This is a genomic window from Petrimonas sulfuriphila (assembly GCA_038561985.1).
Lineage (GTDB): Bacteria > Bacteroidota > Bacteroidia > Bacteroidales > Dysgonomonadaceae > Petrimonas > Petrimonas sulfuriphila.
In genome coordinates, this window is record CP073276.1 from 1,064,086 (window position 1) to 1,086,201 (window position 22,116).

Sequence of the window (22,116 nt, forward strand, 5' to 3'; positions counted from 1 at the left end):
ATACAATTTATGGCAACAACAGCTGATTTCAGAAACGGAATGTGCATCGATTTGGAAGGACAATATTATTTCATCGTAGAATTTCTTCACGTGAAACCCGGAAAAGGTGCAGCTTTCGTACGTACAAAACTTAAAAACGTAACAACGGGACGTGTTCTCGAAAAGACTTTCAACTCGGGTGTCAGGGTGGATGAGGTTCGCATAGAACGCCGTCCGTTCCAATACCTTTATCAGGACGATATGGGATATAACTTCATGAACACCGAAACTTTCGAACAAATACCTATCCCTGCCGAACAGATTGAGGGAGTGCAGTTCCTGAAAGAGGGCGACCTGGTGGAAGTTCAAATCCATTCCGAAAGCGGTACCATCTTAACAGCAGAAATGCCTACACACGTAGTACTGCAGGTTACGTATACCGAACCCGGTATCAAGGGCGATACGGCTACTAACACATTGAAGCCTGCCACCGTTGAAACCGGAGCGGAAGTCCGAGTTCCCCTGTTCATCAACGAAGGTGAAAAAATTAAGGTAGATACACGCACGGGAACATATGTTGAACGTGTGAAGGAATAACACCTGCTATTGGAGAAATTTACCAGCAAGAAGAAAGACATCGTATTTTACGGTGTCTTTTTTTGTGTTATCTTTGCGATTGACCGAGAATTGAAAGGAATGAAAAAAATCAGCATAAAAGAGTGGGCCGAAGAGGATCGTCCGCGTGAAAAAATGATGCTGAAGGGTGTTTCGGCACTGTCGGATTCCGAGTTACTAGCTATTCTTATCGGTTCAGGCAACGACAAGGAGAGCGCAGTGGAACTATGCAAAAGAATTCTGCAGAAAGCCGGTAATAACCTCAACAAATTAGGCCGTTTCAGCGTTAACGATCTGGTGACTAATTTCCGTGGTATCGGACCGGCAAAAGCAATTACTATAATTGCTGCTCTGGAGCTGGGTAGAAGAAGGAAATCGGAAGGAGCGGTTAACAGAAAAAAAATCACCTCTTCCGATGATGCCTATGCCGTTTTCTATCCTGTGCTGGTAGATTTAAATCACGAAGAGACGTGGGCATTGCTTCTCGACCGATCCAATAAAGTGGTTGCCACTTTGCAGGTCAGCCGTGGTGGTATATCGGGAACAGTAGTTGACATACGGTTAATCCTCCGCGAAGCAATCAGTCATTATGCAAGCAGTATCGTGTTGGGGCATAACCACCCGTCGGGGAACTGTACGCCTAGCGCACAGGATACCGCAATCTCAAAAAAACTGAAGGAGGCAGCCCGATGGATGGATATTTCTTTACTTGATCATATAATCGTATGTGGTGAAACGTATTACAGTTTTGCCGATAATGGCATGATATAAGAAGATTGAATAAGATAGATAACAGATTGAAAAAGATAGATAACAGATTGAAAAAGATTGAATAAGATAAACCCGCTTCTCAATCTCTTTCAAGCTAAATCAATCTACAATTTTAATAAACAGTTCAACGCACTTGAAAAAATAAAAAAAATGAACGACGAATTACAAAAACTTCAAGATAAAATAGTGGTTTTGCTCCGCACGGTGTACGACCCCGAAATTCCGGTAAATATCTACGACCTGGGATTAATATATGACGTGGACATTGACGATACCAACAACGTAACCATTGAAATGACCTTTACTTCTCCCAGTTGTCCCGCTGCCGACTTCATCCTGATGGATGTGCAGATGAAAATAGAGTCCATACCGGAAGTGAACAGCGTAGACCTTAACCTTACGTTTGATCCACCATGGGATAAATCGATGATGAGCGAAGAAGCTTTGCTGGAACTTGGGTTTATGTAAAAAATGAACAAAAAAGTATATTTCGTTTCCGACGCTCATTTGGGTTCAAAAATGCACGCCGATTCCGTTGAAACGGAGCGGAAATTGTGCCGTTGGCTCGATTTTGTAAAGGAAGATGCGCAAGCCATTTACCTGCTGGGCGATATCTTCGATTATTGGTTCGAATATAAAACCGTTGTACCCAGAGGATTTACGCGTCTGCTGGGTAAACTGTCGGAAATTACCGACTCAGGGGTGGTTGTGTATTTTTTCATTGGCAATCACGACATCTGGCTCACCGATTATCTCCAGAACGAATGCGGGTTAATTGTCCACCGCAAACCGTTTGTCACGGAACTTTCCGGCAAGAAATTTTTTATCGCTCACGGCGACGGATTGGCCGATAAATCGGCTTCGTTCAGGATACTTCGTAGAATTTTTCACAGTACGTTCTTGCGACGCTGTTTTGCGGCTATCCATCCTCGATGGACCGTGGGCCTGGCACACGCATGGTCGAATAAAAGCCGGGAATCAGGCGGTGTACAGGATTTTTTAGGTGAGGACAACGAATACCTTATCCAGTTTGCAAAGCAGGAAATTATCCGAACTCCGGATATTGACTATTTTGTTTTCGGACACAGGCACCTCTTATTGGATTTACCGCTGAACGAAACGTCGCGCGTTATCAATATCGGCGACTGGATACAGCATTTCTCGTACGGTGTCTTTGACGGAAAGGAAATGGAACTGAAAAAGTTTTAATTACCTGTTGCTCAACATTACCCGATACACCTGTTTTCCCGAAGTTATTCTTCCAACATACAGGTGTTCCGGCTCCTTTTTCCCTTTAGCAAAAGTAATTTTTTTACCGTCGAGAAAAACCTCTCTGACCCGTTTACCGGATTTAATCGGTAGATAGAGTTCTGCTTGGGTATTTGGCGGAATCTCTACCGACAACTCATATTCATCATTATTGATCGTCTTGTAAGTAAATAAAATGTTTCCTCTAATGGTGGGAACAGCAGATTCAACCGAAGTAAGGCTGTAAACATGCGGTTTAATTTCAATGCTCTCGAACCCTGGAGCAGATGGTTTAATACCAACCACGTATCGGGCAATCGTGTTTGCAGGAACCGCTCCCCAAGCATGATTCCAGTCCAGGTTAGGTTTATATTTAATGTCCCAGGCTTCCAGCGCTACTGTTGAGCCTGATCGTATCATGTTGTACCAGCTCCTCTCACCGGTCGATGCCAGCAATTCCTCCGCGTACGCCCCATTACCACCGTTATACAAAGCATCCATCAGGAACTGAGCCCCGTAAACGCTGCACGCCATTCCTCTGGACTTGATAAAATCCTGCACTCCCTGGGAATGTTGTTGAGGAACTAACCCAAAAGCAAAGGCAAACATATTGGCATGCAATGATGTATGGCTGGTGGTATCGCCATCTGTATACAGTTTCCGTTTAAGATCAAAAAAAGTGTCGTTAAATAGTTTATAAACCTCTTGATGTGCTTTGGCATAAAACAACCTGTCCTCCTGTTTATTCAATACTCGGGCAATCTGCTCCATTATTTTCAGGGCTTCGTAATAAAATGCATTTACCACCGCGTTATGGTCACAGAAAACAAACCCGTCTCTTTCTTCCCCGGGCCAATCCACAATATCCTGTATGGGTTTATTGAAATTTATAGATTGAAGAAAAGCAGATGTTTGCAGGCCTGCAGTAGTGGAAATCAACCCCTTACTGGTTTTAAGTTGCATCAACGATCTGTTTTTCAGCAACGGATAATTCTTTTCCAGGGATCGAGCATCACCCGTATACATATAGTCATACCAAGCGATAAGTATAGCCTGCAAAATCCATTCGGTAGGCCAGGTGGGTTTTTTCAAGATATACTCCAGGGATTTACGTGCAATGGAATATTCCCTATCCACACTGTAATGACTTAGCTGATTGATAAGTATGTCTGCTTCATACGGGATACGTTCTCTGTCTCCATCAACGTAAACTCCTGTGAATGAAGTTGCCTTCATCGTATACTTACTCATCTCCCAGATTTGATTCAGGGTATCATTATCGCAGCGGAAGAAGGAGGTTGAATCATCGAATGGATAATGAACAGATTCCCTTATGACATCTTCTTTATCCAACTTATTGCCGTAATGCAGCACTTCCGCATAACGGAAAGGAACTACCTCGCCTATGTAAGCAGGCATTTTTACGGCAACTTCCAATGTGTTTCGTTTATCTTTATGCACTTTTATACGGTACAGGTGAGTACCTTTCAATAACGCCAAAGAGTAGGATTGATAACGAATGGTTCCTCCTGGCCGGGAGTCCACACGCCCATCCCGGACTTTCTCTCCCAGGTTTACGATAACCGTATCATTCCCGGTTTCAGACGTCAGTCTGACAAGCAATTGCCCGAAGGATGCCTTACCAAAGTCAAAAAACCAATTGTCATCGCGGGTCGAACACAGAACCGGATGTTCGACAGACTTAACAAGAACCTCACTCGAAGATTGGTATGGCTTTAACTCATCTCCTGTTCTAAAAGATTTGATATCTGACCAATCGCTTTCTTCGCTATTGCCGGTTATCGCCTTGACTCTCCAGTAGTACACTTTTCGTGGCTGCAACGACCTGCCCCGGTACGCAACGGAGACAGACCTGCCGGAGTTTACCGTCCCGCTATCCCACACATTCCCTTCCCCTTTTTGAATAAGGTGCAAAGAGTCCGACAGAATAATCCTGTAACCGGATTGTAGCGTATTCTTCCCTTTGTTGGGAACAATCCAACTGAACGATGGGTACTCCGAGAGGATTTTGGCTGTCTGAACAGGTTCAATGGCTGAATCGATCCCTTCATGATCCAGGGTAGAGGGATAACCATTGATAAAAACCTCCCCCGTATTTTTCAACAAATCCGTCATCAAACCCGTAGGTTTGTTTTGTGCATATGTACAGAAAATCACCAGCACAAAACACACCAGCAAGCATCCTCGTCTTCTCATTTTAAATCCTGTTCTTTCTTCTTAGAGTTTGGGTAACTTCCAGGGTTCCCTATAATGGGCTTTAGCCAGCCGGTTCGCTTCCGGGTTATCAAAAGTGCCGGTTTCGTTATCCCAGTTCAGCGCTGATCCAACTCTACAAGAAATATTGGCCATATGGCTCAGCTTGGCTACTTCCGCCCCTATCGCAATATCGGCATTGGGCAACTGGCGTGAACGCATGCATTCCAGCATGTTTCCTGCATGCAGGTACAATCCTTTCCCTCCACCCGTTTTTTTCTCTACCGCCTCCATTCTCGGGGTGTTGGGCTTTCGCTCGTTGTCGCAAGGATAACAATAAGGAAAATTGCGGCTGTTAACCCCCTGTTCGGGCATCACCTCCCATCCTTGCCGGGTTAGGACAAGCGTACCGTTCTCTCCGAAGAAGGCGACCCCTTCGCGAAGCCCGAACAATCCATTACCAATGCCGCAGGCATGATCCCAGATAATGTTGAAATCCGGATATTTATAGGTCGCCATAAGTGTATCGGGCGTCTCCATTGCATCATCGGGATAACCGAATTTCCCTCCGGCACCGTATACATACGATGGCAATCCGACATTCATTCCCTTCATGGCATAGTCCAGCAAATGTACTCCCCAATCGGCCATCAATCCGCCGGCGTAATCCCAGAAAAAGCGAAAATTATAGTGGAACCGGTTCTGATTATACGTTCGCTTCGGTGCAGGACCCAGCCACATGTCGTAGTCTACTCCAGCGGGAGGTGCCGAATCAGGCACCACCGGCAACGTCCATTTGCTGGTTTGGTACGCCCAAACCTTAACGGTTCTCACTCGTCCCAGCTTCCCGCTCTGCACATAGGCAGCCGCCTCATCCCAGTGGGGATCGCTCCGCTGCCATTGTCCCACCTGTACAATCCGGTTATATTTCCGGGTAGCACGCACCATCAGGTCACACTCCTCCATGGTATTGGCAAGCGGCTTTTCCACGTATACGTCTTTTCCGGTTTCGCAGGCGGCCACCAACTGAAGACAGTGCCAATGATCCGGTGTACCGATAATCACCATGTCTATATCTTTGTTGTCAATCACCCGGCGCCAATCTTTAACCAGCTGAGGTGGTTTTTTTCCGGTTATTTTTTCTACGTCGGCAGCCCGTTGATAGAGCCACTGATCATCTACATCACACAAGGAGATACATTCGGTCCCGGGGTAGTCGAGGAAAGTTTTCAAGTTGGCCCACCCCTGGTTACGGCAGCCAATGAGTCCGATTTTGATTTTATTCCCAGGCGCCGATTGTCCGAAAACGGATGAGTAGGATTTCCCTATTAAAGGATTCAGGCTTAGGCCGGTAACCGTAACGGCTGATCTCTTGAGAAAATTTCTTCGATCCATGATATTGTTATTCAAGTTCTTTAATCTTTATGTTCTGAAACCATACTTCATCGCCGTGATCCTGCAATAAGAGCAACCCCTCTTCTGCATTTCCGAAATCGGGCCAGTCTTTATACTTGCTGTAGTTTACCAACGCATCCCACATCTGGTTGTTGCGTTCATATTCAATAATTTTCACTCCGTTCAACCAGTGTTCTACGTGATTTCCCTTCACAACCACCATAGCCGTATTAAAGAAGCCGGGCCTGAAAGGTTTGTTATCGGGGGCTGCAATCAAGTCGTAAAGTGAACCAAGTGTCCTGTTTCCAGCAACACCTAATTTGGCATCGGGATGTTTTTTGTCATCCAATATTTGAAATTCGCAGCCGATGGCTGAACCTGCGCCTTTGTTCAGGTTTGTGTCCACAAAATACTTGATGCCACTGTTGGCACCTTCGGTAATCTTAAAGTCCACTTTCAACATAAAATTTTTATACGGGCGGGTGGTAACAATATCGCCACCGTTCGTAGATTCTCCTCCACCGCTTTTTTGAACTTTGAGGATTCCGTTATCGACTGACCAGCCTTTTTCGGGAAAATTATCGAGCTTTGCTCCTCGCCATCCGTTGGTAGTCTTTCCGTCCCACAACAGTTTCCATCCTTCACGTGCTTCTCGCTCGGAAATGGTATTGGCGATGGTATTTACTTGTTCTATTCCGTCTGTGTTTTCACGCGACCTGAACTTATCGAGGTCCTGAGTCAGGATACGGATGTTTCTCCAGGAGACCGTTTTGCCTTCGAGTTGTTTGTTGTTTATTGAGTGGACCTGTAAGGCAATAAAACCCGATTTTGTGACGTCGTCCAATATATCGGCACAGGGGACACCGTTTACCCACGTGCGTATGGAGTTACCGATTGCCTCTATGCGTGCTTTGTTCCACTGATTATGTTTAAAGGCTTTCTGTCCAATGGGATTGACAGTCATAGGATAAAGCCATCCTCTGCGTGCTTCATCGTAAACGCCTCCCGTCCACGATCTGTCGGAAGGGTCAATCTCGAACTGATACCCGTGCACGCGTCCGTTTTGATACTCTTTCAAGCTATTGCTTCTAAACTGAACTCCGGAGTTCAGTCCGTCGTCCACTTTAAAGTCAAATTCCAGGATAAAGTCGTCATACATCTTATTGGTAGCCAAGAATGTATTAGGCGTTCCGCTTTTTGAAATCCCGACAATGGCCTTCTCCTGAATTTTATATTCGGCTGTTCCGTTTAGTTTGGTCCACCCTTTCAGGTTCCTTCCGTTGAAGAGATCCTGCCATTTGGCTTCCTGAGCCGAAGCAGAAACAATAAAAACCGTTGCAATTAATACAAGAATATTCCTTTTCATAGATTACTATTTTTTATATTTCATAAAAATGTTCCCATCCTTTTCGTGGAGGTGCCCCTGTCAGAAAAGCATCCGCAAAAACATCGTCAACAACCCGTTTTGTTTTTCGGTCAAAGACAATTCTCCGATTCAGTCGCTGCACTGCTACCCCCAGACAGAACACCTGGCTCAGCGGGCCGGCAATCTCGAAGGGCGAGCGTGTTTTCTCTTCTCCCTGACAGGCCAATAGGAAATTGGCGAAATGGTTCGACGGGCTTTTCGGAACAACGGGAAGCTTCCTCTCCATTTCCCGGGCTTTGTCATCCGGAATAATGCTTAACGTACTCCCGTGCGAACCACCCTTAAAAATCAGGTTTTTGCTGTAAATTTCCTTCCCCGGATTCAGCTTGGCCGGTTGAATTTTTCCGCCTCCAACACTGGGAATATTCGGATCAAGTTCAGAAACCCCATAACCTTCCGGAACGGGAGGAATGTTATCCACACCGTCGTACCACGTTATGACAACAGGCGGCATTTTTCCACGTTTTGGAAACTTAAATTCGATCGTGCTCGACATCGGAAAGAAGTATTCGTTGTGCTTGGAGAGTTTTACCGGATTCACCTCTTCCGGCAAACCCAGATCAAGAAACTCGTGAGCCGTATCGAGGATATGCGCTCCCCAGTCGCCTAAAGCCCCCATTCCGAAATCGTACCAGCAACGCCATTGTCCATAGTGAAAGTCCTTGTTGTAATCGTGATACGACTGGGCCGACAACCAGGTGTCCCAATCCATTGTTTCCGGGATGGGCTCGGCACCAGGGAACTTCTTGATGTTCGGATCCCATCCGTGCCAGCGGCGGGCGTTGTTCATGTGCGCTGTAATGGCGGTAACATCTTTTATGATGCCGGCTTCTTTCCAGGCTTTGAACTGGAAATAATTACCTTCAGAATGTCCCTGGTTACCCATCTGCGTTACAACTTTTGGATACTTCCGGGCTGCTTTTATCATCAGTTCAACTTCGTTAAATGTGCGGCCCATAGGTTTTTCCACATAGACATGCTTTCCTTCTTTAATGGCTAGCATCACTGATGGGAAATGAGCAAAATCGGGAGTGGCGATGGCTACCGCCTCAAACTCGTTTCCGATTTTATCGAACATCTCTCTAAAATCCTTGAAACGTTTTGCGTTTGGAAATTTAGCCATGGCTTTTTGGGTGTGCTCGGCTCCTAAATCCACATCACAGAGGGCAACAACGTTTGCCAATTTTGTTTTATCAAAATCGTTGATAATCTCCCAACCTCTGTTTCCTATCCCGATGTGTGCCAGATTTACTTTTCGATTAGCCCCTACAATACGGCTGTAGCTAGCTGCATTGGTCTTGGTATAGATACCGCTTAACGCAATTCCCGCAGAGGCTAAAGCTGTATTTCTCAAGAAATCTCTTCTTGTCGTCATAATATATATTCTAACGTATTTGTTTTTGTAGAAAAACAAAAATATAAAAAAACGCCTTTTAAAGCAAAAAAAATGCTTGGATTGCTATCTCTTTAAACGGTCTTCAATACTCAAACCGGTCCCTGTGCGCCCATAATCCCAAGGCGGGGCTTGAAATATAATATACCTCTTCCCCGTCCGGCAGGATGTTAAATCCTTCTTTCAGGTGTTGGAAATTATATTTTTGCATCGTTTCATCGATATCTCCCCACCGAAAGCCCACACTTTCAATCTCTTCCCGTGTGAGGTTTTCTGCTCCTTTACCCGGACAATAGGTGATGGAAAACCTGCCTTCCGACGACCCGTGAATAAGATGTGCCGCGGCACCCAGATTATTCCTCAACTCTTCGTTATCCTCAACTGCTTTTAATGTTTCAGGAGTTCCAAAATAACCGTATTTCCGGATCAACCGGTCTATCTCCTTATCCTCTCCGAATTCCTTTAATGCCGGCGCCAACACAACAAGCTCCCCTCCGTCGGCAATAGCCATTCGTGTTCTGTAAATGGATTTGTTTCCCAGCCAGGTGCTTTTGAACTCCGTGGGGTCTAACCACACTACGACCTTCTTCAACGGTTTTTCAACCATTTGGAAATTAACCTCGAGAGAGAGCTTGGCAGCTACGTCAAAAACAGCGAAATCATCACCCACAAACAGTCCGTAAGTCTGTTGTTTTCCTTCTTTGTTTACACCCACTACCGTGAGCACATACACAATAGGGAGTTGTTTTGCGAAATTTTCCGAAGCATAATTGAATAGCCTGCGAACCGGGGTATCGGCACGTCCCATCATCCGCTCCATGCCATAGACCGCTCCCACATAATGGCTCTTGTTGATCGCTTCGAATCCACCGGTTCCCACAAAAACATTCTTGTTATAGTTTGCCATCCCCACTACTTCGTGCGGAACAACCTGTCCGATAGAAAGGATAAGATCGAAATTGCCCTCAACCAACAACCTATTTACTTGAACCGGCCAATCGAAGTGTACTTTATACTCAGAAACCTCTTCCACAATTTCTGCCGAAACCCTACCAAGCGTTACCACATCGTTTCGCCAGTCGTGAATTCGTACCAAATTAGCCGGAGTTTTTCCGAACATGTGTGAGATCTGATCATCGGTCATGGGTGTATGCGTCCCCAACGCCGGAAGAATATCGGTTAGCCTGTCACCATAATATTCCCAGCTTATTTCTGTCAGTTCACCCGCACGGCTGGGCAGGCGAGTATAATCGGGCGGGATAGCCAGCACTTTATGCTTTTCACCCAATTTACCGAAAGCCTCGCGAAGACCCGCCTCCAGGTCTTCGCGCGACAGGTTGTTTGTGGCAGAGCCGTTTTGATAATAAATCATCTCTTCAGATTGAATACTAAACTTGGTATGTGGACGAGGCGGTATTTCCTCCGCGACCTGTCCAGTCGGTATGGAAGAACTCACCGCGCGGTTTATCTACCCTCTCATACTGATGTGCTCCAAAATAATCACGCTGCGCCTGCAGCAGATTAGCCGGTAAGCGGTCGTTACGGAACCCGTCGAAATAGCACAAAGCCGATGTCAGTGCAGGAACAGGAATTCCGTTTTCGAGTGCAGTAGCGCACACCCTGCGCCAACTTTCCTGAACCGATTCGATACTTTCTTTGAAGAACGGATCGAGCAACAGATTTTCCAGCTTGGGATTATTGTCGAATGCTTTTTTGATGTCACCCAGAAATACCGAACGGATGATGCATCCTCCACGCCACATCAGCGCTATTCCTCCGTAATTGAGGTTCCAGTTATATTCTTTGGCAGCCTCCATCATCAGGTCGTACCCCTGTGCATACGAAATGATTTTCGCTCCGTAAATGGCCTGTTCGAGGTCGTTAATGAATTGTTGCCTGTCTCCTTTGAATGCCGGTTTTTTTCCTGCAATCACCTTCGATGCTTTTACACGAAGGTCTTTCTGAGCCGAAAGGCAGCGCGAAAACACGGACTCGCCGATAAGCGTAAGCGGGATTCCCAGATCGAGCGCCGTTACGGCTGTCCATTTCCCGGTACCTTTCTGTCCGGCCGTATCGAGAATTTTTTCTACCAAAGGGCTCCCGTCTTCGTCTTTGTACGCCAGGATATCGGTGGTGATTTCAATAAGATACGAATCGAGTTTTCCGGCATTCCATTTTTTAAACACTTCGTGTTGTTCAAAAGCATCCATCCCCAGTAATTCCTTCATCAGGTGATATGCCTCATTAATTATCTGCATGTCCCCGTATTCGATACCGTTATGTACCATTTTCACGAAATGTCCGGCACCGTCTTCGCCTACCCAGTCGCAACACGGAGATCCATCCTCTACTTTTGCCGCTACCGCCTGAAAAATTTCTTTTACGAAAGGCCATGCTTCCGGCGATCCGCCGGGCATCATCGAAGGCCCGAGCAATGCACCTTCTTCACCCCCGGAAACACCGGTACCTATGTACAGTAATCCTTTACTTTCCACCTGTTTTGTACGGCGGACGGTATCCGGGAAATGGCTGTTTCCCCCATCAATAATAATATCTCCGGGTTCAAGGAGAGGAATGAGTTGTTCAATGAAATCATCCACCGGCTTTCCGGCTTTTACCAACATCATTACCTTACGAGGGCGTTCGAGTGAATCCACCAATTCTTCAAGTGAATGTGCCCCGATAAAATTCTTGCCTTTACCTCTGCCGCTCACAAAATTATCTACTTTTTCAACCGTGCGGTTATAAACGGCTACTGTGTAACCTTTACTTTCCATGTTCAGGACGAGGTTTTCGCCCATTACTGCAAGCCCAATGAGTCCAATATCTGCTTTTTGTTTCATATTATATTTTTGATTGGTTGTTTTATCGTTTCACCCGCGCATTTCCTTTCCAGATGCTCCAGATCATTTCTTCATCGGCAGGCTGGGCATAATCGGTGAGGAAAGTGGTGGCCAAAGCGCCACTGGCCCACGCAAACTGGATCCACTTTTCAGACGGCATTTCCTTCAGAATACTATAGAGCAATCCACCCACGAAACCGTCACCCCCCCCAATACGATCCACCACGTTAATCTTGCGCAACGGGGCAACGTGCCAGTTCTCATTTTCATAAACAATTGCTCCCCAAAGATGTTCATTGGCACTGATCACCTCCCGGAGCGTATTTGCAAATACTGAAACGTTGGGAAATGCTTTTCTTGCATTCAAAATCATCCCTTTAAAGGCATCAATGGTGTCTTCAATATTTTCACCCCCTGCTTTCGGACCCTGGACACCTAAACAGAGTTGAAAATCTTCCTCGTTTCCAATTAAGATATCCGACAGGGAAGCGATTTCAGCAAACGCCTCTTTCAACTCCTTTTCCCGGCCCTTCCAGAATGTTGCTCTGTGGTTCAGGTCAAAAGAGATAAGGGTGCCGTGTCTTTTGGCATAGCGGGCTAGCTGGAGGCAGAAATCACTTGTCTCGGGCGATAAGGCAGCTATCAATCCCGACAAATGCATGATCTGAACTCCCTCTTTGGCAAAAATCCGTTCCAAATCAAAATCTTTCACGTTCAAGGTCTTTCCTACTTCCCCTGCCCTGTCGTTCTGGACACGGGGCCCACGTAATCCAAAACCACTATCGGCAATATTGAACTGGTGACGGTAACCCCACGGGCCTCCCTGCGGGATCTCCGGCCCTTCGAAGTCAATGTCTCTTGCCCTCAGGTCGGATTTGATAAAAGCCGCAATCGGGCTGTCTTTTACAAAGGTAGTCAGCACCTTGACCGGAAGTCCGAGAGAAGATGAAATACTAGCCACATTTGTTTCGGCGCTCGTTGCCTGCATTTCGAAAATCTTGCTGCTATGTACCGGCTGGGCATTTACCGGTGTAATTCTCACTCCCATACTGGAAGCGACTATCAGTGAATACCTACATTCTCTTTTAAGTTGAAGCATAATGGTGAAGAAGTTAAGTCTGTTTAAATACTAAAGGCATCAAAACCGCCATCCACAATAGCAACGGTACCGGTAACAAACCTAGAAGCATCGCTCACCAGATAGTGTAGCGTACCAAGTAGATCTGCCGGATTGCCGAAACGTCTGAAAGGAGTATGGGCAATTATGGTATTTCCTCTATCGGAATAAGTCCCGTCAGGATTAGTAAGCAGGTTTCTGTTCTGTTCAGTAATGAAAAATCCCGGACAAAGTGCATTTACACGGAAATCTTCACCAAACTTAATAGCCAGTTCACCGGCCATGTATTTGGTAAAGTTGGTAACAGCTGCTTTTGCTGCGCCGTATCCGGCCACACGTGATAACGGACGCAACGCCGAAGCGGATGAAATATTGATGATGTTTCCCTTTTTCTCTTTCACCATATATTCGGCGAAGATAACTGTCGGAACAACAGTTCCCATCAGGTTCAGGTCTACCACCTTACGGAAATCATCCATTTTCAAATCGAAGATGGTGTTTTTCGGTCCTATAGTGGCACCGGGCATATTGCCTCCCGCTCCGTTAATAAGGGCATCTATTTTACCGTATCTGGCAATGATCGCCTCTGCGTTTTGCCTTAATACTGCCTCATCAGTCACATCGGTTTGAAGGAACAACGCATCTCCACCCTTTGATCTTACATGCTCAATCTGCTCGTCCCCCTTTTCTTTGTTCCGGGCCAATACGGCTACCTTCGCTCCGTGCAAAGCCAAGTACTCCACCATCGATGCGCCCAAAACGCCTGTTCCGCCGGTAACAACAATTACTTTGCCTTGAATGTTAAATAGTTCGTACATGATTTATTTTTGTTTATTAATTGAATTCACGCCTACTTGTGTACGTGCACAAAGTTAACACTATCTTCGGTAAAGTACAAATAATATCCCGTGTTTTTTATTTTTCAAAAAAACACATCCAACTTACGAGATTACGAATCGGAAGATTTTCTTTATTGATATCCCGGATTCTGCGGAAAATCACCACTGATGTTTAGATCAATCTGCTCCTGCGGTATGGGAAGCAACACGTGATAATCCTGAATATTCAGTCCCGGAGTAAGCGGATTATTGTTGTATTTCCGGACTCGTTCAACAAGCTTTCCCGTCCTGCGCAACACATAAAAACGGCACTCTTCCTGGTACAATTCACGGGCGCGTTCATCCAGCAGGTAATCGATATCCACCTCATCCACTGTGGCGGGTGTGGCCTTGGCCCTGTTGCGTATGACATTGATATCTGCCAACGCCTTTTCTTTCTGCCCGGTCTGGATATACGCTTCTGCCCGGAACAGGTAGGTTTCGGCCAGCCGCATGGCATATATGTCCTTGTAAGAAGCCCCGTTTCCCGATGTGGCCGGATTTTCAAGGACATTGCAGGGATCATAGAATTTTAAAAAGAACGGATAAATATATTGACACGTGTCTCGGATCGGGTCACGCCCCGCGCTTGGCGGGTACAGGCTGAAATCGATTCGTTGGCCATGATAGGCGGACTCGGGATTATCGAAGTAGAAATCACGCTTCACCATGTGTTTGGCATTCCGGATATCCTTGTCGAAATCCTTTCCCCACACGATATGCGTCATATAGTAGGTCGGCCGTATCCAGGACACCCCTCTTCCCAGGGAATCGGAATAACCCGTGTATTTACCGTCTATCAGCTCACCCCGAAACGCTTTTTTGCCGTCGGGGGTGTTCCCCATTCTGAAATAGGCCGGCCCCCAGGCACGCCCCCCGCGGTTGTTGCTCCCTCCGATAACTCCCGGTTCATCAAACTGGATTGACCAGATATTTTCCGTGTTTTCGGCCAGGTTCTGGTTGTTGGCCGCAAACAGGTCATAGAAAACATCTCCCGTGCCCCATACAGAGTTTCCGGCGCTGCCGAAGCGGTTGGTCATCAGTTTGTATCCCATGTTATCGATCAGCCGGGTTGACGACTGTATCGCTTCATCGTATTTACCCTCCATCAGGTATATCTCGGTAAGGAGATGCAATGCCGCACCTTTGGTAATACGGCCGGGACTCTCTTCTTTACCCCTGTCGGGGAGGAAAGACACGGCTTTTGTCAGGTCCTCCTCCATCAATTTGAAGGCATCGGCTTTCGGCTGCCGTACATAGTCCGTCTTAAACTCGTTGGTCACCTCCGTGACAACGGGAACGTCCCCGTAATTAGACACCAGGTGACGGTAACACCACGCGCGAAAAAACAATGCTTCACCGGAAAACTCATCTTTCTTTGTCGGCGTGGACCAGTTAATATCCGATTTGTCTATGTATTCCAGAATCAGGTTCGCACGCTGAATGATACGGAACGGGCGACGCCACCACTCCCTGACAATTAGGTTGGTGGATGTGAAGTAATTCACGTAATTGCTTACAAACTTCGTGCTGTTCGGATCCTCTCCGTGAAAGGCAACATCGGTGCCAAGCCCTTTATAGGTACTGCTGTGCTCCTGTATCTCTTCGCCAAAAAAGAAATCGTTGCGGACAGACCAATGAAGCCCGTTAATTCCTTGCCGTAGACCGGCTTCCGTGTTGTATGCATTTTCCGGGGCAAGGAAGTCCATCGGCTTCTCCTCCAGGAATGCGCTGTCGTTGCACGACCCCCATGTCAAGGGGATAACCAGCAGCAGGCAAAAAATAATATTTTTATAATCAATAGAAGTCTTCATAATAAATATTTTTTATGTTAAAAAGCAAATTTGATTCCCACGACAATGTTACGGGTATTGGGCCTGAATTTTCTGTTGTCCGCGTCGTCGGCAAGTTCAGGGTCCCATCCCTGCCATTTGGTCCAGGTATAAAGATTCTTTCCCGATACGTAAAGCTGTAAATAATCAAAACCTCCGAATGACTTTAACAAATCCGGACTGCATTTGTACATCAGGGATATATCTTGCAGGCGGACAAAAGACCGGCTCTGGTATATGGCTCCGGATTGCGGCTGCGAGTTATAGATTCCGGTGGCATTGCCCACGCCGTTATCGGGAGTCCAGTATTGACGTATGGCGGGCTGATTAACCCGGTATACATCGTCCGACCGCGACGACACGTTCAGGAACTCGGCGTTGTTCAGCATGTAATACCCGTTACCGCCCTGGATGGAGTTCAGCATGAAATAGAGCGACCAGCTTTTGTAAGCCAGGGTATTGCTTAAGCTGAAACGAAAGTTCGGTGATTTATAACCTACGATCTTGCGGTCATTATCCGGATCGATGATCCCGTCGCCGTTTACATCTTCATATTTCCATTGTCCGGGGCGCCATCCGGGATATATCTGCCCGGGAGTCCATCCCATCTCCTCCGGAGTCATGTTGCTCTGTTCGGTATATGTCTTCGAAAACAGGTCTTCTTCCGTCCAGATACCTGTGATATGGTAGTTGTACAACGATTGGATGGGCTGTCCCACGAACCAGGAGTTTCCGATATCCTTATCGTTCTTGCCGCCGTATAATTTGGAAATCTTATCCCGGTTCAACGAGAAAGTGAACGTTGAATTCCAGCTGAAATTTTTAGTTTCAATGTTTGAGGATCTCAGTTCAAGGTCCACCCCTTTCGTTTTCACATGTCCGATATTGGTCCACCCCTGCTCGTACCCGGAGGAGTACGGAAGCTTCCTCCTCACCAGCACATTGGACGTTTCGGAAGTATAGAGATCCAGTGATCCGGAAATCCTCCGGTTCCGGAGCAACCCGAAATCGATGCCGAGATTGAACGATGATGTTTTCTCCCATGCCAATGACGCATTCCCCAGTTGATCAAAATTAGGAAAAACCCCTACTCCGGTGGTTTTATCAAAGACGTAGTTGTCGCTCGACATCTTGGAAAGGCTTGTGTACCGTCCCGCCCCCTGGTTGCCGTTCTGTCCGTAAGAAAGCCTGAACTTCAGGTAAAGCGATTTCAGGTTTTCCATGAATTGCTCTTCCGAAGCAATCCAGCCTAAGGAAAACGACGGCAGGTCAACGTACTTCGAGTTTGCTCCAAAACCCGAAAATCCGTCTCGCCGTATTGTCGCCGTAGCCATATAACGGTTTCTAAACGTATAATTCAGGCGCCCCATATAAGACACTCCGGTTTCCTGCCACTTCTCATTGTTGCCGGTACTGAGGATGGTTCCGAAGGCCATCTGGTAATATCCCAATGCCTCGTTATCGAATCCCTCGGAAGTAAAACGAAACCTTTCGCCCATCGACTTTTCACGGCTGTACAGAAGCGTCGCATTGATACTGTGCTCATCAAATGAGCGTAGGTAAGTAATTATGTTGTTAAAAATCCAACTCCTTTGCTCTTCGGGGATTTTTTCAGCTTTACCCTTGTTGGCGGCACCGTCATGCATCGACGCCGGGTAAAACGAATTGTTTTTCCGGTTCCAATACGTGTTTGAATAGTTAAAATCGTAAGACAACCCTTTTACGAACGGAACATCCATCCTTGTATTGGCCACGAGAAAAAGAGAGTTTCGGATATCTTCATTTTTAATTTTTGTCCATCCCAGGGGATGCGGCATGTAGTTTTCGCCCGTCAGGTAAACAACGTATTTATCCGGAGACTCCAGATCGTTGTTTGCCAGAGGGCTGGCGTTGCGGACATCCACAAAGGCGGGCTCCCTACCGGAATAGTCCTGATAAGAATAATTGACGTTGAACCCCACGGACATCCAGTCCGTTATTTTTCCGTCCACCTTCGAATTGAACGTCAGGCGGTCCCACTGATCATTGACAATAATTCCTTCTTCTCCGGTGTATGAGCCGGAGATATAGTAATTCACCTTGTTTGTGCTTCCGGAATAACTCACGTCGTAGTTCTGGATCACCGGCTTGTCGCGCATAACCACATCGAACCAGTCGATATTGTTGCCGGCCTTGTAGTTCTCCATTTCTTCCCGGGTCCTCAAATAGGAAGCCACAACTTCCCTGTCGGAAGCGTCCGGACGTACAGGCTTGCTTGAAATTTCATCCGATCCCTTTGCATATTTGCCGTACCAATTGTAGAGGTTTTGTTGGTAATAATAATCCAGCATCCGCAACGCATATTGGTTGCCATTCATGTATTTCACCGGATGGTTGGTTTCGAATTGCGTCCCGTAGTAAGCATTGACCGTAATTTTCGGTTTTTCGCTTCTTCCTTTTTTAGTGGTTATGATGATAACACCGTTGGCCGACCGGGAGCCGTAAACGGCGGCGGCGCTGGCGTCCTTCAGCACGTCGATATATTCGATATCGCTTACGTTGATATCGTTCAGCCTTCCGTTGAAGATGATGCCGTCCAGCACGATAAGAGGTGATTTGCTGGCCGACAATGTGGTTTGTCCGCGGATGGATATGTCCGCATCTCCTCCGGCCATCCCCCGGCTTGAAAGGTTGACCCCTGCCATTGTCCCAGACAGTGCCTGAGATAAGTTCATGTTCGGCAGGGAAGTTTTGTCGTCCAGTGTCACTCGGCTTACAGCTCCGGTCAGGTCACTTTTTTTCATGGTTCCGTAACCCACCACAACCAGTTCGTCCAGGGCCTGCGTATCTTCCTGCAGGGTTATCGTGACGGTTGTTTGTCCTACGGTGTTGACTTCCTGTGTGAGGTAGCCAATGTAAGAGATCTGGAGTATACCGTCGTTTTCCAAGGTGAGGGAAAAGCCTCCGTTGTTGTCGGTCACCGTTCCGTTCGTCGTGCCTTTTTCTATGATATTGGCTCCGATGACGGCCTCCCCTTTTGCATCCGTAACTATACCTGCAATCTGCCTTTTCTGCTGTTGTATGTTAAAAGACGGTTGCGATTCCGGGAAATAGTCGTCGGCAAAACTGTCAAATGTGTTCAACAATGCCAAAATAAAAACGAATAAGATGGTCGAGGATAACCCTACCCTCTTCCACCGGAGTAATTTAATGATTTTCATTGTCTTATTTATATAGTTAACGTTTAAAATACATATTCCCGTGATTCAGGGATTTTAAAGATTTAGAAAATTTAAAAAGATTGAACGGAGCCAATCAAGCGCAGAAAAGGAAAACTCCCTTCTTCCACAATTTGGTTTTATTTTTATTCATCATAGGCGAATTATTTTAAATGGTTTTGATTATGCACAGCTATTAACCAAAGTCGTTTTTCCAGAAATACAAAAAAACCAAAAACTTGGACGATCTATTTGTCAAACCTCATTTTGTCTACGTACACAATGTAAAATCAATGAAAAAATCGGTGTTTTTAAAGCATTTTATTTATTAGAGAACAACAATCACAAAAACAAACAATGTGACTCTAAGTTTGAGAATTCCCGGCTCCATGTTAATTTAATCTGTTTCTAACCGGTAAGACAGTCGCCTTTTTCCGGGTGCGTAGCAACGATATTTCAACATGAAGAATACCCGTTCTTTTGGGCGGGTACCCTACCCGATTGGTTTCCCATTGTACGTATCTTCGGAAAATCGGCCATGGCTTTCTTGTATCTTATTATTTCACTCTGGATTTGCACAAACAATAAATTTTCACGTAAAATCTATCATCAAAATCTCAATAGCAATTTAATGTATTTTCAATGTAGCTATACACACGCTGATCAAGCGAATCAACAGAAAATTCATTTTTTGTAAACGCTTGTGTACGTTTACAAAAATAACTCGCCTTTTTTGACCGACAAATAAAATTATGTTAAATTTTACTAATTAAAAGATACTTATATAAAAACACCAATGATTTAATTCTGTGTTTTCACACAAAAATAAATTAACCGATTATCTTTGTGATTTAAAACAATAAGAAGATTACAGTATCTCAATGAAAAAACGTATCAGAATCAAAGACATAGCTGCTCAGGCTGGAGTATCCTCGGGTACGGTGGACAGGATCCTGCACAACCGCGGCAATGTATCGGATAAAGCAAGGATAGCTGTGGAAAAGGTGTTGAAACAGGTGGGTTATAAACCCAATATCCACTTGTCGGGCCTTTCGTTGAAAAAAACGTATGAGATAGTGATTACCACTCCTCATGCTTCTCGCGGTGAGTACTGGGAAAGTATTCATAACGGCATTCAGGAAGCGATCGATCAGCACGAAAGCTTGCATATCAAAACCACCTACCTGACCTACGACCAATACAACATTTATTCTTGTCAGAATGTCTTTACCCAAATCCTTATCCTTGAACCTGATGCGGTTATCATTGGTCCCACTTTTAAAGACGAAACTATTGCCCTCGCAAATAAACTGACAGAAAAAAATATCCCGTTTACATTTGTCGACTCCATGGTCGAAGGGACATCACCCCTGGCATTTTATTCAGCTAACCACTACATTTGCGGCTACCTGATGTGTAAATTGTTAAAATCACTTATCCCGGAATCAAGTGATATCGGGGTACTTCAAGCTATCCGGATTGGTGACCAGAGCGCGAATACAAGTATCCTCCGGCGAAAAGGCGCATACGATTATTTGACTGAAACCAACTTCTCCAACCGGATACACCACATCCAGTTTTCCGTTTACGAAGCCCAGCGGAACGAAGAAAAAATGAGGGATTTTTTCTCTTCGCATCCCAACGTGAAGGGTGTGATTGTGCTAAACTCCAGAGGGAATGTTGTGGCTAATTTTCTGGAACAAAATAATATAACCGACGTAAAGCTGGTTGGAGTGGATTTGACAAAGCCCAATATTTGTGCCTTAAAAAATGAGCGGATCAATTTCCTTATCGATCAAAATCCTGACTACCAGGGGTATATGGCGATGAAAACATTGCTCGAGTACTTGATTTTGCAGACCAAGCCCAAGGTTGAAAATTACATGCCTTTGAATATTGTAACCAAAGAGACCATTGACCTGCAACTTGAATTTAATTTTTTGAAAAAAATTTAGAAACATTTCTCTTACTCTAACGTTAAAGTAGCGATGAAAAGAGAAAAAGTAACGTTCAAAAATTCAAGGGGGCTGATTCTTTCCGGCGCAATAGAATTGCCTGAAAACAATTCACCAAAGGCCTTTGCCATTTTTTCGCACTGTTTTACCTGCAACAAGAACCTGATAAATGTCAAATACATTTCGGAGGCGCTTAGTGAAAAAAGAATTGCTGTACTTCGCTTTGATTTTGCAGGATTGGGAGATAGCCAGGGTAATTTTGCGGAAACTGATTTCTCATCGAACATCGATGATTTATTGTACGCTGCCGAGTTTTTAACGCTCAATTACGAAGCGCCCAAACTCCTGGTCGGACACTCCTTGGGAGGTGCCGCATCTATTGTGGCTGCCGGACAACTAGCCTCTGTTAAAGCTGTTTCTCTACTGGGAACTCCGTCGACATTGGATCATATAAAACGATTATTCGTCAATAAAATGGAGGAGATCACCCACTATGGAAGTGCCATGATCGACGTGGCCGGGAGGGATATTGAGATAGGCAGAGGCTTTGTGGATGACCTGGCGAATCACAACATCAAGAAGTCGCTTAATAGACTGAACAAGCCCTTACTTATCTTACACTCCCCCGAGGATGAAATGGTAAGTATAGATCACGCCACGGAGATATTTATGGCTGCAAGGCATCCGAAAAGCTTCATCGCCCTGGACGGTATCGATCACCTCATCAAAAACATAAAAGATGCCCGGTACGTCGGAAGTTTAATAGGTGAATGGGTAATGAGGTACCTGTAAGTTTCACCTTTTCTCAAAATGATGGTCGTCGTAATATTTTGAAAAAGTGTGCCCCCACCGGAACCCGAGTCTTTGGAACTCCTCCACCACTCTATGTCCAGAATACAAAGTCCCGTTAACGGTTGTATCCAGCACTGCCCCTTCGGGCTGATTGGGATAATCTGCGTTTTTCCACCGTAACGGATTAAAACGCGGATTTATATCAATCGCCATTCCCCGCGCGTGTTTTGAGTAAGAAACGTTGCGGTAACAAAAACTGTAGGTGTTGTTATCGTCCATCGACAAGCTGTCGTCCCAGTTATAATGCACAATAGGAATGGCTTTTTCGATGACGAAATCATTTTCGAGCATAAACACGAACATATTTCGTATGTCGTTTTCGATCTTTTTGTTTGTCAGTATTTGTCCTTGATGTAACCTCTGATCTGTTGATCTATACAAAACATCCATAAGAAACAATT

The 22,116-nt window shown here is 45.6% G+C and carries 17 protein-coding genes; 6 read left to right on the forward strand and 11 right to left on the reverse strand.

Features of this window, described 5'->3' with window-relative positions; all coding sequences use genetic code 11:
- Positions 1-9: 9 nt before the first annotated feature.
- From efp to KCV26_04325, 4 genes are all read left to right on the forward strand, one after another.
- Entirely contained in the window at positions 10-576 is a 567-nt protein-coding gene (gene efp, locus KCV26_04310) for an elongation factor P (protein WZX37610.1), read from the forward strand.
- A gap of 99 nt (positions 577-675) precedes the next feature.
- The gene (gene radC / locus KCV26_04315; GenBank protein WZX37611.1) at positions 676-1,365 is read left to right on the forward strand and encodes a DNA repair protein RadC; all 690 of its coding nucleotides are present in this window, start codon (positions 676-678) and stop codon (positions 1,363-1,365) included.
- Between the two features lie 150 nt (positions 1,366-1,515).
- Positions 1,516-1,833 carry a DUF59 domain-containing protein gene (locus tag KCV26_04320; protein WZX37612.1) on the forward strand — a complete coding sequence of 106 codons (318 nt, stop codon included), beginning with the start codon at positions 1,516-1,518 and terminating at the stop codon, positions 1,831-1,833.
- Positions 1,834-1,836: 3 nt separating this feature from the next.
- Entirely contained in the window at positions 1,837-2,574 is a 738-nt protein-coding gene (locus tag KCV26_04325; GenBank protein WZX37613.1) for a UDP-2,3-diacylglucosamine diphosphatase, read from the forward strand.
- Here the strand turns inward: KCV26_04325 and KCV26_04330 are convergent, their stop codons facing one another.
- From KCV26_04330 to KCV26_04375, 10 genes are all read right to left on the reverse strand, one after another.
- Entirely contained in the window at positions 2,575-4,830 is a 2,256-nt protein-coding gene (locus KCV26_04330) for an alpha-L-rhamnosidase (GenBank protein ID WZX37614.1), read from the reverse strand.
- 21 nt (positions 4,831-4,851) lie between these two features.
- A complete protein-coding gene (locus tag KCV26_04335; GenBank protein WZX37615.1) occupies positions 4,852-6,222 on the reverse strand; it encodes a Gfo/Idh/MocA family oxidoreductase in 1,371 nt (456 codons plus the stop codon).
- A 7-nt stretch (positions 6,223-6,229) separates the two neighbouring features.
- Positions 6,230-7,588 (reverse strand): DUF1080 domain-containing protein, encoded by a 1,359-nt coding sequence (locus tag KCV26_04340; protein WZX37616.1) that lies wholly within the window; start codon positions 7,586-7,588, stop codon positions 6,230-6,232.
- A gap of 13 nt (positions 7,589-7,601) precedes the next feature.
- Entirely contained in the window at positions 7,602-9,023 is a 1,422-nt protein-coding gene (locus KCV26_04345; protein WZX37617.1) for a Gfo/Idh/MocA family oxidoreductase, read from the reverse strand.
- A 103-nt stretch (positions 9,024-9,126) separates the two neighbouring features.
- Positions 9,127-10,413 carry a DUF2088 domain-containing protein gene (locus KCV26_04350; GenBank protein WZX37618.1) on the reverse strand — a complete coding sequence of 429 codons (1,287 nt, stop codon included), beginning with the start codon at positions 10,411-10,413 and terminating at the stop codon, positions 9,127-9,129.
- 16 nt (positions 10,414-10,429) lie between these two features.
- Complete coding sequence (gnd, locus tag KCV26_04355) at positions 10,430-11,884, reverse strand: decarboxylating NADP(+)-dependent phosphogluconate dehydrogenase (GenBank protein ID WZX37619.1); 1,455 nt, start codon at positions 11,882-11,884, stop codon at positions 10,430-10,432.
- Between the two features lie 22 nt (positions 11,885-11,906).
- Entirely contained in the window at positions 11,907-12,986 is a 1,080-nt protein-coding gene (locus tag KCV26_04360; protein WZX38322.1) for a sugar kinase, read from the reverse strand.
- Between the two features lie 20 nt (positions 12,987-13,006).
- Complete coding sequence (locus KCV26_04365; GenBank protein WZX37620.1) at positions 13,007-13,819, reverse strand: SDR family oxidoreductase; 813 nt, start codon at positions 13,817-13,819, stop codon at positions 13,007-13,009.
- Between the two features lie 152 nt (positions 13,820-13,971).
- Positions 13,972-15,693: a RagB/SusD family nutrient uptake outer membrane protein gene (locus tag KCV26_04370; protein ID WZX37621.1), complete on the reverse strand. Its 1,722-nt coding sequence runs from the start codon at positions 15,691-15,693 to the stop codon at positions 13,972-13,974.
- 17 nt (positions 15,694-15,710) lie between these two features.
- Entirely contained in the window at positions 15,711-18,911 is a 3,201-nt protein-coding gene (locus tag KCV26_04375; GenBank protein WZX37622.1) for a TonB-dependent receptor, read from the reverse strand.
- Between the two features lie 878 nt (positions 18,912-19,789).
- Here KCV26_04375 and KCV26_04380 point away from each other — a divergent pair.
- Positions 19,790-20,863, forward strand: a complete 1,074-nt coding sequence (locus tag KCV26_04380) for a substrate-binding domain-containing protein (GenBank protein WZX37623.1) — start codon at positions 19,790-19,792, stop codon at positions 20,861-20,863.
- 33 nt (positions 20,864-20,896) lie between these two features.
- A complete protein-coding gene (locus tag KCV26_04385; protein ID WZX37624.1) occupies positions 20,897-21,655 on the forward strand; it encodes an alpha/beta hydrolase in 759 nt (252 codons plus the stop codon).
- Positions 21,656-21,658: 3 nt separating this feature from the next.
- Here KCV26_04385 and KCV26_04390 read toward each other — a convergent pair whose 3' ends face one another.
- Positions 21,659-22,105 carry a M15 family metallopeptidase gene (locus KCV26_04390; GenBank protein WZX38323.1) on the reverse strand — a complete coding sequence of 149 codons (447 nt, stop codon included), beginning with the start codon at positions 22,103-22,105 and terminating at the stop codon, positions 21,659-21,661.
- Between the last annotated feature and the right edge of the window lie 11 nt (positions 22,106-22,116).

What these genes read in the sequence shown, in the direction of transcription:
- KCV26_04340 (WZX37616.1), bottom strand. Translation starts at nt 7,588, where the DNA reads ATGAAAAGGAATATTCTTGTATTAATTGCAACGGTTTTTATTGTTTCT.
- KCV26_04390 (WZX38323.1), bottom strand. Translation starts at nt 22,105, where the DNA reads ATGGATGTTTTGTATAGATCAACAGATCAGAGGTTACATCAAGGACAA.
- KCV26_04370 (WZX37621.1), bottom strand. Translation starts at nt 15,693, where the DNA reads ATGAAGACTTCTATTGATTATAAAAATATTATTTTTTGCCTGCTGCTG.
- KCV26_04345 (WZX37617.1), bottom strand. Translation starts at nt 9,023, where the DNA reads ATGACGACAAGAAGAGATTTCTTGAGAAATACAGCTTTAGCCTCTGCG.
- KCV26_04320 (WZX37612.1), top strand. Translation starts at nt 1,516, where the DNA reads ATGAACGACGAATTACAAAAACTTCAAGATAAAATAGTGGTTTTGCTC.
- KCV26_04335 (WZX37615.1), bottom strand. Translation starts at nt 6,222, where the DNA reads ATGGATCGAAGAAATTTTCTCAAGAGATCAGCCGTTACGGTTACCGGC.
- KCV26_04330 (WZX37614.1), bottom strand. Translation starts at nt 4,830, where the DNA reads ATGAGAAGACGAGGATGCTTGCTGGTGTGTTTTGTGCTGGTGATTTTC.
- KCV26_04325 (WZX37613.1), top strand. Translation starts at nt 1,837, where the DNA reads ATGAACAAAAAAGTATATTTCGTTTCCGACGCTCATTTGGGTTCAAAA.
- gnd (WZX37619.1), bottom strand. Translation starts at nt 11,884, where the DNA reads ATGAAACAAAAAGCAGATATTGGACTCATTGGGCTTGCAGTAATGGGC.
- KCV26_04365 (WZX37620.1), bottom strand. Translation starts at nt 13,819, where the DNA reads ATGTACGAACTATTTAACATTCAAGGCAAAGTAATTGTTGTTACCGGC.
- radC (WZX37611.1), top strand. Translation starts at nt 676, where the DNA reads ATGAAAAAAATCAGCATAAAAGAGTGGGCCGAAGAGGATCGTCCGCGT.
- KCV26_04385 (WZX37624.1), top strand. Translation starts at nt 20,897, where the DNA reads ATGAAAAGAGAAAAAGTAACGTTCAAAAATTCAAGGGGGCTGATTCTT.
- KCV26_04350 (WZX37618.1), bottom strand. Translation starts at nt 10,413, where the DNA reads ATGATTTATTATCAAAACGGCTCTGCCACAAACAACCTGTCGCGCGAA.
- efp (WZX37610.1), top strand. Translation starts at nt 10, where the DNA reads ATGGCAACAACAGCTGATTTCAGAAACGGAATGTGCATCGATTTGGAA.
- KCV26_04375 (WZX37622.1), bottom strand. Translation starts at nt 18,911, where the DNA reads ATGAAAATCATTAAATTACTCCGGTGGAAGAGGGTAGGGTTATCCTCG.
- KCV26_04380 (WZX37623.1), top strand. Translation starts at nt 19,790, where the DNA reads ATGAAAAAACGTATCAGAATCAAAGACATAGCTGCTCAGGCTGGAGTA.